This window comes from Pseudomonas sp. RW3S2 (assembly GCF_014268955.1).
Classification (GTDB): Bacteria; Pseudomonadota; Gammaproteobacteria; order Pseudomonadales; family Pseudomonadaceae; genus Aquipseudomonas; species Aquipseudomonas wayambapalatensis.
Genome location: NZ_JABWRM010000004.1, coordinates 13,457 through 28,760, shown reverse-complemented (window position 1 = coordinate 28,760; position 15,304 = coordinate 13,457). Strand labels below are relative to the sequence as shown.

The 15,304-nt window shown below is 62.5% G+C and carries 14 protein-coding genes; 9 read left to right on the top strand and 5 right to left on the bottom strand.

All coding sequences use genetic code 11. The features are described 5' to 3' along the window. Window positions 1-154 precede the first annotated feature (154 nt). Complete coding sequence (locus HU748_RS07100) at window positions 155-2,764, top strand: autotransporter domain-containing protein (RefSeq protein WP_186719831.1); 2,610 nt, start codon at window positions 155-157, stop codon at window positions 2,762-2,764. A gap of 109 nt (window positions 2,765-2,873) precedes the next feature. Here HU748_RS07100 and cheR read toward each other — a convergent pair whose 3' ends face one another. Both cheR and HU748_RS07090 read right to left on the bottom strand, forming a co-directional pair. Then, window positions 2,874-3,701 carry a protein-glutamate O-methyltransferase CheR gene (gene cheR / locus HU748_RS07095; RefSeq protein ID WP_186666457.1) on the bottom strand — a complete coding sequence of 276 codons (828 nt, stop codon included), beginning with the start codon at window positions 3,699-3,701 and terminating at the stop codon, window positions 2,874-2,876. Between the two features lie 49 nt (window positions 3,702-3,750). After that, entirely contained in the window at window positions 3,751-4,680 is a 930-nt protein-coding gene (locus HU748_RS07090) for a chemotaxis protein CheV (RefSeq protein ID WP_063545699.1), read from the bottom strand. A gap of 67 nt (window positions 4,681-4,747) precedes the next feature. On the opposite strand from HU748_RS07090, the gene flgA reads away from it, so the two are divergent. The 5 genes from flgA to HU748_RS07065 all read left to right on the top strand — a co-directional run bounded on the left by flgA (window position 4,748) and on the right by HU748_RS07065 (window position 8,086). Then, window positions 4,748-5,500 (top strand): flagellar basal body P-ring formation chaperone FlgA, encoded by a 753-nt coding sequence (gene flgA, locus HU748_RS07085; RefSeq protein ID WP_186666458.1) that lies wholly within the window; start codon window positions 4,748-4,750, stop codon window positions 5,498-5,500. A gap of 206 nt (window positions 5,501-5,706) precedes the next feature. Beyond that, the gene (gene flgM / locus HU748_RS07080; protein WP_186720073.1) at window positions 5,707-6,021 is read left to right on the top strand and encodes a flagellar biosynthesis anti-sigma factor FlgM; all 315 of its coding nucleotides are present in this window, start codon (window positions 5,707-5,709) and stop codon (window positions 6,019-6,021) included. 46 nt (window positions 6,022-6,067) lie between these two features. Then, complete coding sequence (locus HU748_RS07075) at window positions 6,068-6,535, top strand: flagellar protein FlgN (protein WP_054891911.1); 468 nt, start codon at window positions 6,068-6,070, stop codon at window positions 6,533-6,535. 81 nt (window positions 6,536-6,616) lie between these two features. Next, the gene (locus HU748_RS07070) at window positions 6,617-7,360 is read left to right on the top strand and encodes a flagellar brake protein (RefSeq protein ID WP_186666459.1); all 744 of its coding nucleotides are present in this window, start codon (window positions 6,617-6,619) and stop codon (window positions 7,358-7,360) included. A 159-nt stretch (window positions 7,361-7,519) separates the two neighbouring features. Beyond that, window positions 7,520-8,086 carry a hypothetical protein gene (locus HU748_RS07065; RefSeq protein WP_186666460.1) on the top strand — a complete coding sequence of 189 codons (567 nt, stop codon included), beginning with the start codon at window positions 7,520-7,522 and terminating at the stop codon, window positions 8,084-8,086. A 56-nt stretch (window positions 8,087-8,142) separates the two neighbouring features. Here HU748_RS07065 and HU748_RS07060 read toward each other — a convergent pair whose 3' ends face one another. The 3 genes from HU748_RS07060 to bkdR form a co-directional block, all read right to left on the bottom strand. Continuing rightward, window positions 8,143-9,480: an MFS transporter gene (locus HU748_RS07060; RefSeq protein WP_186666461.1), complete on the bottom strand. Its 1,338-nt coding sequence runs from the start codon at window positions 9,478-9,480 to the stop codon at window positions 8,143-8,145. Window positions 9,481-9,606: 126 nt separating this feature from the next. Next, window positions 9,607-10,848 carry a glutamine synthetase family protein gene (locus tag HU748_RS07055; protein ID WP_186666674.1) on the bottom strand — a complete coding sequence of 414 codons (1,242 nt, stop codon included), beginning with the start codon at window positions 10,846-10,848 and terminating at the stop codon, window positions 9,607-9,609. 204 nt (window positions 10,849-11,052) lie between these two features. After that, window positions 11,053-11,538, bottom strand: a complete 486-nt coding sequence (gene bkdR, locus HU748_RS07050) for a Bkd operon transcriptional regulator BkdR (protein ID WP_027593063.1) — start codon at window positions 11,536-11,538, stop codon at window positions 11,053-11,055. 197 nt (window positions 11,539-11,735) lie between these two features. On the opposite strand from bkdR, the gene HU748_RS07045 reads away from it, so the two are divergent. From HU748_RS07045 to HU748_RS07035, 3 genes are read left to right on the top strand one after another with little or no spacing between them, the layout of a single operon-like run. Next, window positions 11,736-12,968 (top strand): 3-methyl-2-oxobutanoate dehydrogenase (2-methylpropanoyl-transferring) subunit alpha, encoded by a 1,233-nt coding sequence (locus HU748_RS07045; RefSeq protein ID WP_186719827.1) that lies wholly within the window; start codon window positions 11,736-11,738, stop codon window positions 12,966-12,968. Window position 12,969: 1 nt separating this feature from the next. Next, complete coding sequence (locus tag HU748_RS07040) at window positions 12,970-14,028, top strand: alpha-ketoacid dehydrogenase subunit beta (protein WP_186666465.1); 1,059 nt, start codon at window positions 12,970-12,972, stop codon at window positions 14,026-14,028. Continuing rightward, window positions 14,029-15,303 (top strand): dihydrolipoamide acetyltransferase family protein, encoded by a 1,275-nt coding sequence (locus HU748_RS07035; protein ID WP_186666467.1) that lies wholly within the window; start codon window positions 14,029-14,031, stop codon window positions 15,301-15,303. Window position 15,304 lies beyond the last annotated feature (1 nt).

Genomic DNA, 15,304 nt, shown 5'->3' with positions numbered 1-15,304 from the left:
AATCCAAAAAATTGACGTCAACAGGACAGTGTTATTTTGCCATCACTGCGAGTAGCATTCGCGACCGCGCAGAGATGTGGCATGAGGCCACTGGTTACGGTTTCAGGCACAGCATGGATGCGCACTGTCCCTATTGCCTTCCAAGGAAGAAACCGTGTCCCCGCTGACCTACCGCAAGACCCTGCTTGCCCTGGCAATTGCCACCAGCGCCCTGCCCGCCCATGGCCAGACCATCCAACTGACCGATGCCGGCTTCACCTCCAGCCACCAGAGCTACGCGAACGGCCTCGAGTTCGGCGGCAGCTTCACCAATATTTCCCGCAGCGCGATCGTGCTCGACGACGCCAACGTACAGGGCGACCTGACCTTCAACAGCCCGATCAACGACAACGACCGCACCACCGTGGACATGGTCAATCGCAGCGACGCCCTCACCGTGCGCAACAGTCATGTGACCGGCGACCTGATGAACCAGGCCTTCGTCAGGAGCACCAGCCTCGATGGCAACGCGCTGAAAATCAGCAATACCACGGTTGATGGCAACCTGATCAACCAAGGCACGCTCCAGGCCGGCACCGGTATCGGCATCATCAACCGGCGGGAGGCCTACGGCATCAACCTGGCCAGCGCCAACGGACAGTCGACCTTGATCAAGGGCGACCTGATCAACGCCCAGAACGCCAAGGTCCGCGCCTATGGCTACAACGCGATCACCCTCAACCTGGCCGGCGCCACCGTGCAGGGCAAGATCGTCAATCGCGGCGCCATCGAAAGCAGCGGCCCCAATGCCATCAGCGTCAACGCCACGTCGCGCGGCGGCGCCACCGGCATGCCAACCCGCCTGGACAGCATCGAAAACTACGGCAATATCGTCGCCAGCGACACGAACAGCCAGGCCATCGCGCTCGATGGCGCAACCCTGACCAGTAGCCTGGGGCGACACATCGACAACCGTGGCTCGATCTACGCCTTGAGCGGCACCGGCATTCGCATCGGCGATGTCGCATTCGACGCCCCCGGCCAGCAACCCTGGTATCGCGACCACGGCGACCTGAACATCTTCAACAGCGGCATCATCATGGCCCAGGTCGCCATCGACGCCAGCCACAGCAATCGGCCGGTCGAGCTCATCCTGCGCGAGGGCAGCCAGATCACCGGCATGCTCGACGGGCTGAGCAACATCGAGGTCGAAGGTAACAGCGAGTTCCAGGCCCACTACCTGCCCCACAGCACCCCGGACATCCGCCTCAAGCCCGGTGGCTGGATCGAAGTCGGCAACCTGGGTGACGACACCCGCGCAACCCTGTCACTGACCGCTGCCCGCACCGCGATCGACGGCAACCTGTCGATCGCCGGCAACTCGGCGCTGGGCCTGGAATTGTCCAGCGAAACCGACCCGAGCGTGGCGGTACTCAAGGTCAGCGGCACCAGCAAGTTCGAACAAGGCTCGCGCATCGCCCTGCACGCCGACGAAGAGGACTTCCAGCCGTCCGGATCGCGCTACCTGCTGGTCGAGGCCGGCCAGGTACAGCTGGTGGACACCGCCGGCCACAACCTTGACCCCAACGGCATCCAGGTCACCAGTACCTCGGCACTGCTGCGCGTGCAGAGCAGCGCGGTGGAAGACAACAAAGTCTACGCACAGGTTACGACCAAACCGGTGGAAGAAGTCACCGAGATCGTCAAGGAAAGCGGCGGCAACGACAATGCCCAGGGTGCCATCGGCAACGCGATCGGTAACGGCCTGCTGGCTCAGTTGCCCAAAGGCGACCCGTTGCTGGCCTACGCCGCCAACGCCGACCAGGCCCAGGTCGCCAGACTGGCTCGCCAGCTGACCCCGGAGGTCAACGGCGGCGCGCGCCAGGCAGCCACCGGAGCCCAGCGCATGATCGGCAACGCCATCAGCAGTCGCGCCAGCAACCTGCGTGGCGCCTCGTCGGGGGAAGGCTTCAGCCAGGCCGGCGTATGGGTTCAATCGCTGTACAGCGACGCCACCCAGAGCACCCGTGACGGCGTGGCAGGTTACAACGCCTACAGTCGCGGCATTGCCGTCGGTGCCGATGGCAAGCTCAACGACCAGCTCACCCTGGGCCTGGCGTCCAGCTTCCTGGACACTGACGTCAACGGCAGCAGTGGCAACAAGACGTCGGTCGAGAGCCATGCCTTCACCCTGTACAGCGCCTATACGCTGGGCAACTACTTCGTCGACGCCAGCCTGACCTATGGCCGGGGCGACAACCAAGGCAAGCGTGAGATCGCCGACACCCGGGCCAAGGCCGACTACGACAGCAACCAGTTGGCCGCGAACCTGGTGGGTGGCTACACCTGGCACATCAACCCGCAATTGCTGGTCGAACCACGCGTGGCCGCACGCTACAGCCGTGTCGACATCGATGGCTACCGCGAGAAAGGCTCGTCCGCCGCACTCAAGGTCGAAGATGAGCGCTACGAAGCCCTCGAGCTGGGTGCAGGTGTGCGAGTGGCGGGCAGCTATGCCGTTGGTGTCGGGACCCTGGAGCCGCAATTCAAGCTGATGGGCTACCACGACTTCGCCGCCGACCAGACCAACAGCACCTCGACCTTCCTGCTCGGCAACACGCCATTCGTGACCCGCGGCGCAAGTGCGGTGCGCAACAGCTACGAAGCAGGTGTCGGTGCCGACTACAAGCTGGGTGCAGTGACCCTCGGGGTCAATTATGACTACGTGGGCAAGTCGGGCTTCAATGCCGACGTATTCTCGGCGAAGGTGCGATACGACTTCTGATCGCGATCTCGATCGATCCTGACCTTGCCGCCTGAACACGCTGGCAAGGTCCGGTGTTCGCAGGCGCGAAAACGAAAAGGCCGGTATCTCTCGATACCGGCCTTTGCATTCACTTGGCCTGATAGATGATCCCTGGACTGCACTGAACCATCTGGTAATGATCCGGCAAGCCATTGAGCGCCTCCGAAGCCCCCAGGAACAGATATCCCCCTGGCTTGAGCGTTGCATGGATACGCATGAGGATGTCTTTCTTCACCTGCGCGGAGAAGTAGATCAACACATTGCGGCAGAACACGATGTCGAACTTGCCCAACGCCGCATAGCTGTCGAGCAGGTTGAACGAGCGGAACTCCACCCGACTGCGAATTGCCGGCTTAACCGCCCACCGCCCCGGCCCTTTCGGGTCGAAGTAGCGCTGCAGGCGCTCCTGCGACAAGCCGCGGGCAATCGCCAGGCTATCGTACTCACCCGTCTTGCAGTTATTGAGCATGGCACCGGAAAGATCGGTGGCGACGATCTGCGCCCCCATCTTCAACTGGCCCAGGTTGCTGCGCTCGAACTCATCGATAGCCATCGAGATCGAATACGGCTCCTGCCCCGACGAGCAGGCCGCCGACCACATGCGCAGGCGCTGGCCAGGGTTGGCGCGGATGAACTCGGGAATCACCTTGTTCTTCAGCACTTCGAACGGATAGGTGTCGCGAAACCACAAGGTCTCGTTGGTGGTCATGGCGTCGACCACCTGCTCGCGCAGGCCACTGCGGGGCTGGGTCTGGATGCGCTGGACCAGCTCACCCAGGCTCTTGATGCCCTGCTGCTCCATCAGCTTGTTGAGACGGCTGGACACCAGATACTGCTTATTTTCGCCCAGCAGGATGCCACAGGCTTTCTCCAGGAAGACCCGGAACTGTTCGAAATCCAAATTACCCGTAGACAATGCTGCCGCCTCTTTTCAATCACTTGCGCCGGGGCTCGCCCCGGCCGTTTCAATGCGTTGCCTTGATCCGATCGACCACGCGCTGGGCCAGGTCGTCCGGCTTGAACTTGGCCAGGAAGTCGTCAGCGCCGACCTTCTTGACCATCGCCTGGTTGAACACGCCCGACAGCGAAGTATGCAGGACGATGTGCAATTTTTGCATGCGCGGATCGTTACGAATCTCGGCGGTGAGGGTATAGCCGTCCATTTCCGGCATTTCAATGTCGGAGATCATCATCAGGAACTCTTCTTCCGGCCGCTTGCCCTCATCCACCAGCTTGCGCAGGTAGTCCAGCGCCTGGCGGCCGTCGTTGAGCGCCACCACCTCCACGCCCACGGTCTGCAGGCAACGGCTGACCTGCTTGCGCGCCACCGACGAATCGTCGACGGTCAGCACCCGCAGCAACACGGCCTTGTCCTGCACCTCGGCATCGACCACGCCGGCGGAAACCGACTCCGAGGACGGTGCCACTTCCGCGAGCACCTTCTCGACGTCGACGATCTCGACCATGCGGTTGTCTACCCGGGTGACCGCCGTCAGGTAGTGATCGCGCCCAGTACCCTTGGGTGGTGGATGGATCTCTTCCCAGTTCATGTTGACGATGCGCTCGACCGAGTGCACCAGGAAACCCTGGGTCTTGGTGTTGTACTCGGTAATGATCACGAAACTGTTACGGGTCTCTTCTTTCAGGCCCGGTAGCCCCGTCGCCATCGACAGGTCGAGGATGGGGATGGTTGCCCCACGAATGTTCGCTACACCGCGCACCACCGGATGGGACTTGGGCAACAGGGTCAGCTCCGGGCACTGCAGCACCTCACGGACCTTGAACACATTGATGCCATAGAGTTGATCGCCATTGAGACGGAACAACAGCAGCTCGAGGCGATTCTGTCCAACCAGTTGCGTGCGCTGGTTGACCGAATCCATAACGCCAGCCATGCCAGACTCCTTCTATTTTTCTGCTCGCTTGCCAACAAGTCGGCACGGGCTTTGCTTTTTTGAGCGTATGTACACGAAAACGACATTTTTCCGACGACTGACGCGCCTGCTGGCCATCCCCCTGGCCATTGCATGCCTGCTCGCATCCGGCGCTCGCACGCTGGCGGATTCGTTTACCTTGCCTGAACAGCTTATCGGTGTCACCCAAGGGTTTCTTGAATTCACCGTCGAAGACTACATGACGCGCACCCAGACCGTGGGACGTTATGACATCCAGGTCAACAATCTCGACCCACGCCTGCGCATGCCGGTGTGCAGCCAGCAACTGGACGCCTCGCTGGAAAGCCCGGCACAGCCGCTTGGGCGGGTGACGGTGCGGGTACGTTGCGACGGAACCTCGCCCTGGACGGTATTCGTGCCGGCACAGGTGAAACTGTTCCGCGACGTGGTGGTCATGACCCGCCCACTCAAGCGCGAAAGCGTGATCACTGAAGGTGACGTGGCCCTGCGCGAGCGTGACGTCAGCACCCTGGGCCAGGGCTTTCTGAGCGAACTCGACCAGGCCGTGGGCATGAAACTGCTGCGCCCGACCATCCTCGACCAGGTCCTGACGTTGCAGCAACTGGAACAAGCGGACGTGATTCGCAAGGGCGATCACGTGGTGATCACCGCCCGCAGTGGCGGCCTGAGCGTACGAATGCCAGGCGAAGCCCTGAGCAAAGGCGGCCTGACCGAACAGATCCGCGTGCGTAATCTCAACTCCCAGCGCGTGGTCAAGGCCACGGTGGTCGGGCCGGGCCAGGTCGAAGTGGCGATGTAGGAAGGATGTAAAAGGCACCGGCGGTTCATCGCCGACGAAATAATGCAGGACCCCGGGACTGGCGGCGAGGAACCGCTTTTCCTAAACTGTGTCAGAAATCGGGATATGCGGGTTTGCTGACGGACGGCAGAACATTTGTGCCTAAAGTTTGTTTCGGGTTGGCCGAAACAAAGGCAAGCGTCCTATTCACCCAGAGGTTTCTGATCATGGTCATCGACTTCAGTCGTTTGAATAACTCTCCGTCCATCACGGGCGGCGTTCGCGGCAATGCCGCATCGGGCAACACCGAAAAAACCGGTGGTGCCAGCGATGCAGGCAAGCCTGCCAGCATCAGCGGAGAGGCGGTACACCTCAGTCAAGAGGCCCAGCAGTTGCAGAAGATCAGCGACAAGCTGCGCGATCAACCGGCAGTCGACAGCGCCCGCGTGGCCCAGTTGAAGCAGGCGATCGCCGACGGCAGCTACCAGGTCGATGCCGGCCGGATCGCCAGCAAACTGCTTGATTTCGAAGCTCAGCGCTAACCTTACGGTGCGCTGACTTCCAGGACGCCAGAGCCAAGAGCCAGCCATGCACGACACCACACTGCTGCAACTGATCGAAGACGACATCGCGCCGACCCAGGAACTGCTCGACCTCCTCCAGAAGGAAACGGTCGCCCTGCACGGTCGGGACATGCAGGTGCTGGAGACCATCCTCGCCCGCAAGCAATCGCTGATCGTCTTGCTCGAGCAGCAGGGCATGCGGCGCAATCACCTGCTCAACGGGCTCGGCCTCAGCGCCGACCGGGCGGGTGTGCAGGCCGTTGCTGCGCAATCGCCAAACGGCGAGATCATCCTGCAGCAACTCGATGTGCTGACCCAGTTGATGGATACCTGCCAGAAGGTCAACGAGACCAATGGCCGGGTTATCCAGGTGCAGCAGCACGCCACGGCCAACCAGATCAGAATCCTCAACGGCGGCGACTCCCCGTCGCTGTACGACAGCCGTGGTACCACCTCCCCCATGGACAAGCCCCGGGCGATCAGCCAGGTGTGATTATTCCTATTCAAGGCACGGAACATACTGGCAAAATGCCGTTACTTGCGTGTGTCGTTTTTGCCTGGAGATTGATTACCCGTGTTCAATGAGTCCGATGCTCCTCAGCCACCAAAAGTGCTGACCACTCCTCTGGAGATTTCGGCGAACCTGCGCCAGCTGATGGAAAGCCACGATCCGCTGATCATCAGCTTCCATGAACGCAGCCAGCGCTTCCAGAGTTACGTGGTACAGGTGGACCGGGACGCCAACGTTCTGGCACTGGACGAAATGATCCCGCGTGACGGCGAGAAGTTCATCGAGAACGGCGAACCCTTCCGCGTCGAAGGTTTCCACGATGGCGTACGCATTGCCTGGGAGTGCAACACTGCGCTGGCCATCGGCGAAGTCGACGGCCACCGCTGCTACCGCGGCACTCTGCCCACCGAAATGACCTACCATCAGCGTCGCAACGCCTTCCGCGCTGCGCTGAAACTGTCGCAACTGGTCGACATTATCCTCGACGGCACCCACCTCAAGGGCAACGGCGCGCTGCGCGGCAAGCTGCTGGACGTGTCCGCCACGGGCTGCAAGCTGCGCTTCGATGGCAATGTCGAAGAGCGCCTGCAACTGGGCCAGGTGTATGAGCGCTTCAAGGCCGCAAACCCGCTGGGCCTGAGCGACGTGATGGTGGAGCTGCGTCACCTGCACTTCGAAGAGCGCATCAATACCACCTTCGCCGGCGTGCGTTTCCACAACCTCAACGGCCAGAGCCAGCGCAAGATCGAGAGTTTCGTGTACCAGCTGCAGCGTGAAGCGCGGCGGTTCGATAAAGACGACTACTGATCGCCCCTTGAAAGACATCGACGCCACCCCTCGGGTGGCGTTTTCGATTCAGGCGGTCGGTACATTCGCTGAAAATTTTCCTCATGCTCCTTACGCCTTGAACCCACTACGGTGACGGCTATCGCCCCAACAACCCGGGCGCTCAACAGGAGCATCGCCATGATTCACCGCAACTTCACAGCCGAGCTGCATTGCAGGCATGGCCAGGTCGGGACCTCCCGCTGGCTGTCACCGTCCAAGCCGGACGGTGAAACAGAACGGGAGGGATGGCTGCTGACCGAAGCGGCCTATCAACACCCGCTCAGTACCTTCGTGCCACTCACGTTTCATTTCGAGTACCTGAAAGAAAAACAGACCGCCACCCGATCTCATTATCGGATCAGTTGCCTGAATAACTTTACAGTCAGCAGCTTCGAATATGCCGGCGCCAGAATGGAACAGAACTATAAGGGATGGCTCGGCCTGTATGGCACCGGCTTGTTGGGCAAAGCGATCGACAGCATCACCAGGCCCCTGCTCGGCCCTGGCGAAAGCTTGTGGAAGATCGAAACGCTCACAAATTGGGATGGCAATCCGAACAGCGCGCCGAACATTCCGTTCTACCTGCGTGACGCCCTGGGGCACAGGGTTTCCCAAGTGAAGATCTGGGATGGCGCCTACCTCAATGCCGGAGAGTTGAACGGCGAGATTCTCGAGTTTCGACTGCAAAACATTCAGGACGCCTGAGCCATCAAAAAATGAACGATCCCGACCAGGAAGCCTGGCTCCTGGTCGGGCATCACTCAATTCGCCTTGTCGGTTTCCGGCTCGACCTGACTGCCCTGGACCTGCCCTGGCTCATCTTCGGTATCCTCCGCCGCCACCGGCGCCTGCATCACGTCCTGCACGGTCTGCTCATCGACCCGTGGATCGAGCGCCGCAGACAACGGCGAACCTGCCGCAGGCATCGCCACGTGGCCCAGCGGTGCATCCTGAACCTGGTGCAGCCCGGTGACCGCCTTCGGTCGAATACGCCACACCAGCACCAGGGCAAAGAAGGTGAAGAAGGCATAGAGCATCTGTGCGCCCAACGCCTTCATCAGCACGCCCGCCACCAGCGGACCGATGCTCGCACCCACGCCATAGGTGACCAGCAGCATCGCCGTCAACGATACCCGCCGCTCACTTTCCACATGGTCATTGGAGAACGCCACGGCCAATGGATAGAGGCAGAACTGCAGCAACGAAACGATGAAGCCAGCCGCGAACAGCAACTCCAGCGGCACACTGGGCAGCAGCGCCAACGGCAGCGACACCACCGCCAGGCCGATCGACACGCTGCGGATCAGCACCGCTCGATCATAGCGATCCGACAGCCAGCCCAGGGGCCACTGCACTAACAGCCCGGCGAAAATACAACAGCCCATGAACAGACCGACCTGCTCGGTGCTCAGCCCCTGGCGCGCCGCATACAGGGGGGCCAGACCATAGAAGGAACCGACGATCAGTCCCGCGCCAAGCACGGTACTCAGCGACTGCGGCACCCGCTTGATGAAGAATTTCGGCTCCATCGGCGCCGGCCGCAGCGGTGCCGGGTGAATGCGCCGAGTCATCGCCACCGGCACCAGGCACAGGGCAAAGCACATGGCGACCAGCATCAGCAGCTCAGGCCCCAGTGCCGGATGCACCACCAGGATCAACTGACCCAGCACCAACCCAAGATAGGACGCGATCATGTAGCCGCTGAATACCGCACCGCGCTGCTTGGCGTCGGCCTGCTCGTTGAGCCAGCTCTCGATGACCATGTACTGGCACATCATGCCCAGGCCGACGATCATGCGCAGGCCGATCCAGGCCGGTACGTAATCGGTCAGCCCATGCCCCAGCACCGCCGCACCGACGATACCGGCGCAGGTGGCATACGCACGAATGTGCCCGACCCGAGCGATCAATCGGTGACCGACCTTGCCGCCCACGGCCAGACCGAAATAGTTGGCTGCCATCAGCGCACCGACCCACAGGCTGTCGACATGGTCGGCAGCCAGGCGCAACGCCAGGTAGGTACTCAACAGGCCTGAGCCGATCAGCATCATCAGGGCGGCGAAGTACAACGAGCGAAATGACTTCCAGATCTGGCGCATGCGTCCCCGCGGGCTCCTTGGGCAGGTGTGGTGCTGCTGGCAAGCATAAGGGCAATTTCCCGGACGCGGGCCCCTGGCAATGAAAAAAAGCCAGGAGCGGCGCGCCGGGCAAAGCTTCTGTCGCGATCAGGCCTGCGCGGCCAGCACCCTACGCTCCCACGGCGTGATCTCATCGAAGAAATCCGTCAATTCCAGGGTCTTGGTGGCGACGTATCCTTCGATGAACTCCTCGCCAAACAGTTCCCGCGCCAACGTGCTGCGACGCAGGCGCTCGATGCCCGCGTGCAGCGTGCACGGCAGGCTCAGGTGCTCGGGCACCACGAACTCGCCCTGGATCGCCGCAGTGGGCTGCAGCTTGCGCTCGATGCCATGCAGCCCGGCCGCAAGGCTTGCGGCAATCGCCAGGTAGGGGTTGGTGTCGGCGCCCGGCAGACGATTTTCCACACGCCGCGCTACCGGTGAACTGGCCGGGATGCGCAGGCCAGCCGCGCGATTGTCCTCTGACCAGCAAGCATTGTTCGGCGAGGCGTAAGGGTGGCACAGACGCTGGTAGGAGTTGACGTTGGGCGCGAACAGCGCGGTGAAGTCGGCCATGCACGCCTGCAAGCCGCCGATGAAGTGATGGAAGGTGTCGGTTGCCCTGCCCTGCTCGTCACTGAACACGTTACGACCGGTGCCGATCTCCACCAGGCTCTGGTGGATGTGCATCGAACTGCCGGGGGTATGCGCCAGCGGCTTGGCCATGCACACCACGGTCAAGCCGTGTTTGAGTGCAACTTCCTTGAGCAGATGCTTGAACAGGAAGGTCTGGTCGGCCAGCAGCAGCGGATCACCGTGCAACAGGTTGATCTCGAACTGGCTGACGCCCATCTCGTGCATGAACGTGTCGCGTGGCAAGCCCAGTGCTGCCATGCACCGGTAGACCTCGCTGAAGAAAGGCCGCAGGCCATTGTTGGAACTGACGCTGAAGGCCGAGTGGCCCAGCTCGCGGCGCCCGTCCCTGCCCAGCGGTGGCTGGAACGGTTGGCCCGGATCACTGTTCGGGGCGAAGACGAAGAACTCCAGTTCGGTGGCCACCACCGGCGCAAGCCCCAGCGCCGCATAACGAGCGATCACCGCCTTGAGCAGACCACGGGTGGAGAGCCCCGAGGGCGTGCCATCGAGCTCGACCGCATCGCAGATCGCCAAGGCCCGTGGGCTGTCGCTCCACGGCAGGACATGAGTTTGCGCAGGATCAGCGACCAGTGCCAGGTCGCCGTCATCACTGCCATAGAACCTTGCCGGCGGATAGCCGCCCATGATGCATTGCAGCAGCACCCCACGCGCCATCTGCAGGCGCCGGCCTTCGAGGAAGCCCTCGGCGGTCATCACCTTGCCGCGTGGGACGCCATTGAGGTCAGGGGTGACGCATTCGATTTCGTCGATGCCGGTCAGGCGCTCGGTCGTCATGACGCTGGTCCTTGTTGTTGTAGGCATGCCGCAAAGGGCGACAGCCACAACATAGGCCGGGGGTGTTTAAAATATCAAGCACCCTGTCGGGCGGTGGCGACACGATAGGGCCTGAACTGACAACTACTCGCGCAAGGTCATGCCATTGGCCGGTAACGGCAACGCGGTCTTGTAGCGCACCTGCTTCAGCGCAAAGCTGGAGCGGATATTCGCCACCCCCGGCAGCCGCGTCAGGTAATCGAGAAATCGCTCCAGCGCCTGGATGCTCGGCAACAGCACGCGCAGCAGGTAATCCGGATCGCCTGTCATCAGGTAGCACTCCATCACCTCGGGCCGCTCGGCGATCTCCTCCTCGAAGCGATGCAACGACTGCTCCACCTGCTTCTCCAGGCTGACATGGATGAACACGTTGACATCCAGGCCCAGCGCTTCGGGCGACAGCAAGGTCACTTGCTGGCGGATCACCCCTAGTTCCTCCATCGCCTTGACCCGGTTGAAACAGGGGGTCGGCGAGAGGTTCACCGAACGCGCAAGCTCCGCGTTGGTGATCCGGGCGTTCTCCTGGAGGCTGTTGAGAATACCGATATCCGTACGATCAAGTTTACGCATGAGGCAAATTCACCTGATTCTTGTGTTTATTCAGAATGTTTATCTGCGCCGCGCGATAAAGGCAATGAACTTGAGAGAAAAATTCTCCGGCCCAGCCTCTAAGATGTAAATGACGCTGACCTACCAGTCACAAGCCGGTAGTCAGCGGCGGCCGCTTCAGAGCTCACAAAAACAACATTCGAGCGAGCGTAAAAAGCATGAACGAGTACGCCCCCCTGCGTTTGCATGTGCCCGAGCCCACAGGCCGGCCAGGCTGCCAGACCGATTTCTCCTACCTGCGTCTGAACGACGCCGGTCAAGTCCGTAAGCCACCTATCGACGTAGAGCCCGCCGACACTGCGGACCTCTCCTATAGCCTCGTGCGTGTGCTCGACGAGCACGGCAATGCTGTCGGCCCCTGGGCCGAGGGCATCGACCCGCAGGTGCTGCGCCAAGGCATGCGCGCAATGCTCAAGACGCGCATCTTCGACAGCCGCATGGTGGTCGCCCAACGCCAGAAGAAGATGTCCTTCTACATGCAGAGCCTGGGCGAGGAAGCCATTGGCAGTGGTCAGGCATTGGCCCTGAACCGCACCGACATGTGCTTCCCCACCTACCGCCAGCAGAGCATCCTGATGGCCCGCGACGTGTCGCTGGTGGAGATGATCTGCCAGCTGCTGTCCAACACCCGCGACCCGCTCAAGGGCCGTCAGCTGCCGATCATGTACTCGGTGCGCGAGGCGGGCTTCTTCACCATCAGCGGCAACCTGGCGACCCAGTTCGTGCAGGCGGTCGGCTGGGCCATGGCGTCGGCGATCAAGGGTGATACCAAGATCGCCTCGGCCTGGATCGGTGACGGTGCCACTGCCGAATCCGACTTCCACACTGCCCTGACCTTTGCCCACGTCTACCGCGCCCCGGTGATCCTCAACGTGGTCAACAACCAGTGGGCAATTTCCACCTTCCAGGCCATCGCCGGTGGTGAGTCGACCACCTTTGCCGGCCGTGGCGTGGGCTGCGGCATCGCCTCGCTGCGGGTCGACGGCAACGACTTCGTCGCCGTGTACGCCGCTTCGCGCTGGGCCGCCGAACGTGCCCGCCGTGGCCTGGGCCCGACACTGATCGAATGGGTCACCTACCGTGCCGGCCCGCACTCCACCTCGGACGATCCGTCCAAATACCGCCCGGCCGACGACTGGAGCCACTTCCCGCTGGGCGACCCGATCCTTCGTCTCAAGCAGCACCTGATCAAGGCCGGCCACTGGTCCGAAGAAGAGCACCAGGCCGTCAGTGCCGAGCTCGAGGCCGAGGTGATCAAGGCACAGAAGGATGCCGAACAGTTCGGCACCCTCGCCAATGGCCATATCCCCAGCGCCGCCTCGATGTTCGAGGACGTGTACAAGGAAATGCCCGATCACCTGCGCCGTCAACGCCAGGAACTGGGGGTTTGAGATGAACGATCACAACAACAGCATCAACCCGGAAACCGCCATGGCCACCACTACCATGACCATGATCCAGGCCCTGCGCTCGGCCATGGATGTCATGCTCGAGCGCGACGACGACGTGGTGATCTACGGCCAGGACGTCGGCTACTTCGGCGGCGTGTTCCGCTGCACCGAAGGCCTGCAGACCAAGTACGGCAAGTCGCGGGTGTTCGATGCACCGATCTCCGAGAGCGGCATCGTCGGCACCGCCGTGGGCATGGGTGCCTACGGCCTGCGCCCGGTGGTGGAAATCCAGTTCGCCGACTACTTCTACCCCGCCTCCGACCAGATCGTCTCGGAGATGGCTCGCCTGCGGTATCGTTCGGCCGGCGAATTCATCTCGCCGCTGACCCTGCGCATGCCCTGCGGCGGCGGCATCTACGGCGGCCAGACCCACAGCCAGAGCCCCGAAGCGATGTTCACCCAGGTCTGTGGCCTGCGCACGGTGATGCCATCCAACCCCTATGACGCCAAGGGCCTGCTGATCGCGTCGATCGAATGCGACGACCCAGTGATCTTCCTCGAGCCCAAGCGCTTGTACAACGGCCCGTTCGACGGCCACCACGACCGCCCGGTAACACCCTGGTCGAAGCACCCGCACAGTGCCGTGCCCGACGGCTACTACAAGGTGCCGCTGGACAAGGCGGCGATCACCCGCCCCGGCAACGATGTCACCGTGCTGACCTACGGCACCACGGTCTACGTGGCCCAAGTGGCCGCCGAGGAGAGCGGCGTCGACGCCGAGGTCATCGACCTGCGCAGCCTCTGGCCGCTGGATCTGGAAACCATCGTCGCCTCGGTGAAGAAGACCGGGCGTTGCGTGGTGGTCCACGAGGCCACTCGTACGTGCGGCTTCGGCGCCGAGCTGGTGTCGCTGGTCCAGGAGCATTGCTTCCATCACCTCGAAGCGCCGATCGAGCGCGTCACCGGCTGGGACACCCCCTACCCCCACGCACAGGAATGGGCTTACTTCCCAGGTCCTTCGCGGGTAGGTGCGGCATTGAAACGGGTCATGGAGGTCTGAATGGGCACGCACGTCATCAAGATGCCGGATATCGGTGAAGGCATCGCGCAGGTCGAACTGGTGGAATGGTTCGTCAAGGTCGGCGATGTGATCGCAGAAGACCAGGTGGTGGCCGATGTCATGACCGACAAGGCCACGGTAGAAATTCCCTCGCCGGTCAGCGGCAAGGTCTTGGCCCTGGGAGGCCAGCCCGGCGAGGTCATGGCGGTCGGCAGCGAGCTGATCCGTATCGAAGTCGAAGGCAGCGGCAACCACGTCGACGCGCCGCAGGCCAAGCCGGCCGAGCCGCACGTCGCGCCGGCCCCTGCGCCAGCCCAGACAAGGAGCGAGCCGCAGCCCGAAAGCCGTCCGCAGCCGGCCACAAGCCACGCCGTCGCGCCCATCGTCCCGCGCGAGGCGCATGACAAACCACTGGCCTCACCCGCCGTGCGCAAGCGTGCGCTGGATGCCGGTATCGAGTTGCGTTACGTGCATGGCAGCGGCCCGGCCGGGCGCATCCTGCACGAAGACCTCGACGCCTTCATCAGCAAGCCGCAGACCGCCCTCGGCCAGGCGCCAGCCGGCTACGGCAAGCGCACCGACAGCGAGCAGGTGCCGGTGATCGGCCTGCGCCGCAAGATCGCCCAGCGCATGCAGGATGCCAAGCGCCGCGTCGCGCACTTCAGCTATGTCGAGGAAATCGACGTCACCCAGCTCGAAGCCCTGCGCCAACAGCTCAACGCCAAGCATGGCGAGAGCCGTGGCAAGCTCACGCTGCTGCCGTTCCTGGTACGCGCCATGGTCGTCGCCCTGCGCGATTTCCCGCAGATCAACGCCACCTACGACGACGAGGCCCAGGTCATCACCCGCCACGGCGCCGTACATGTGGGCATCGCCACCCAAGGTGACAACGGCCTGATGGTGCCGGTACTGCGCCATGCCGAAGCCGGCAGCCTGTGGAGCAACGCCAGCGAGATCGCCCGCGTGGCCCATGCCGCGCGCAACAACAAGGCCAGCCGCGAAGAGCTGTCCGGCTCGACCATCACCCTGACCAGCCTCGGTGCCCTGGGCGGTATCGTCAGCACGCCGGTGGTCAACACCCCGGAGGTGGCGATCGTCGGCGTCAACCGCATGGTCGAGCGCCCGGTGGTGATCGATGGCCAGATCGTGGTGCGCAAGATGATGAACCTGTCCAGTTCGTTCGACCATCGCGTGGTCGACGGAATGGACGCCGCCCTGTTCATTCAGGCCGTGCGCGGCCTGCTGGAACAGCCCGCCTGCCTGTTCGTGGAGTGAG

Bases quoted from the DNA above. Each gene is read 5' to 3' on its own strand.
- HU748_RS07090 (WP_063545699.1), bottom strand. From the start codon at position 4,680: ATGGCTGGCGTTATGGATTCGGTCAACCAGCGCACGCAACTGGTTGGA.
- flgA (WP_186666458.1), top strand. From the start codon at position 4,748: ATGTACACGAAAACGACATTTTTCCGACGACTGACGCGCCTGCTGGCC.
- flgM (WP_186720073.1), top strand. From the start codon at position 5,707: ATGGTCATCGACTTCAGTCGTTTGAATAACTCTCCGTCCATCACGGGC.
- HU748_RS07075 (WP_054891911.1), top strand. From the start codon at position 6,068: ATGCACGACACCACACTGCTGCAACTGATCGAAGACGACATCGCGCCG.
- HU748_RS07065 (WP_186666460.1), top strand. From the start codon at position 7,520: ATGATTCACCGCAACTTCACAGCCGAGCTGCATTGCAGGCATGGCCAG.
- HU748_RS07060 (WP_186666461.1), bottom strand. From the start codon at position 9,480: ATGCGCCAGATCTGGAAGTCATTTCGCTCGTTGTACTTCGCCGCCCTG.
- HU748_RS07055 (WP_186666674.1), bottom strand. From the start codon at position 10,848: ATGACCGCCGAGGGCTTCCTCGAAGGCCGGCGCCTGCAGATGGCGCGT.
- bkdR (WP_027593063.1), bottom strand. From the start codon at position 11,538: ATGCGTAAACTTGATCGTACGGATATCGGTATTCTCAACAGCCTCCAG.
- HU748_RS07045 (WP_186719827.1), top strand. From the start codon at position 11,736: ATGAACGAGTACGCCCCCCTGCGTTTGCATGTGCCCGAGCCCACAGGC.
- HU748_RS07040 (WP_186666465.1), top strand. From the start codon at position 12,970: ATGAACGATCACAACAACAGCATCAACCCGGAAACCGCCATGGCCACC.
- HU748_RS07035 (WP_186666467.1), top strand. From the start codon at position 14,029: ATGGGCACGCACGTCATCAAGATGCCGGATATCGGTGAAGGCATCGCG.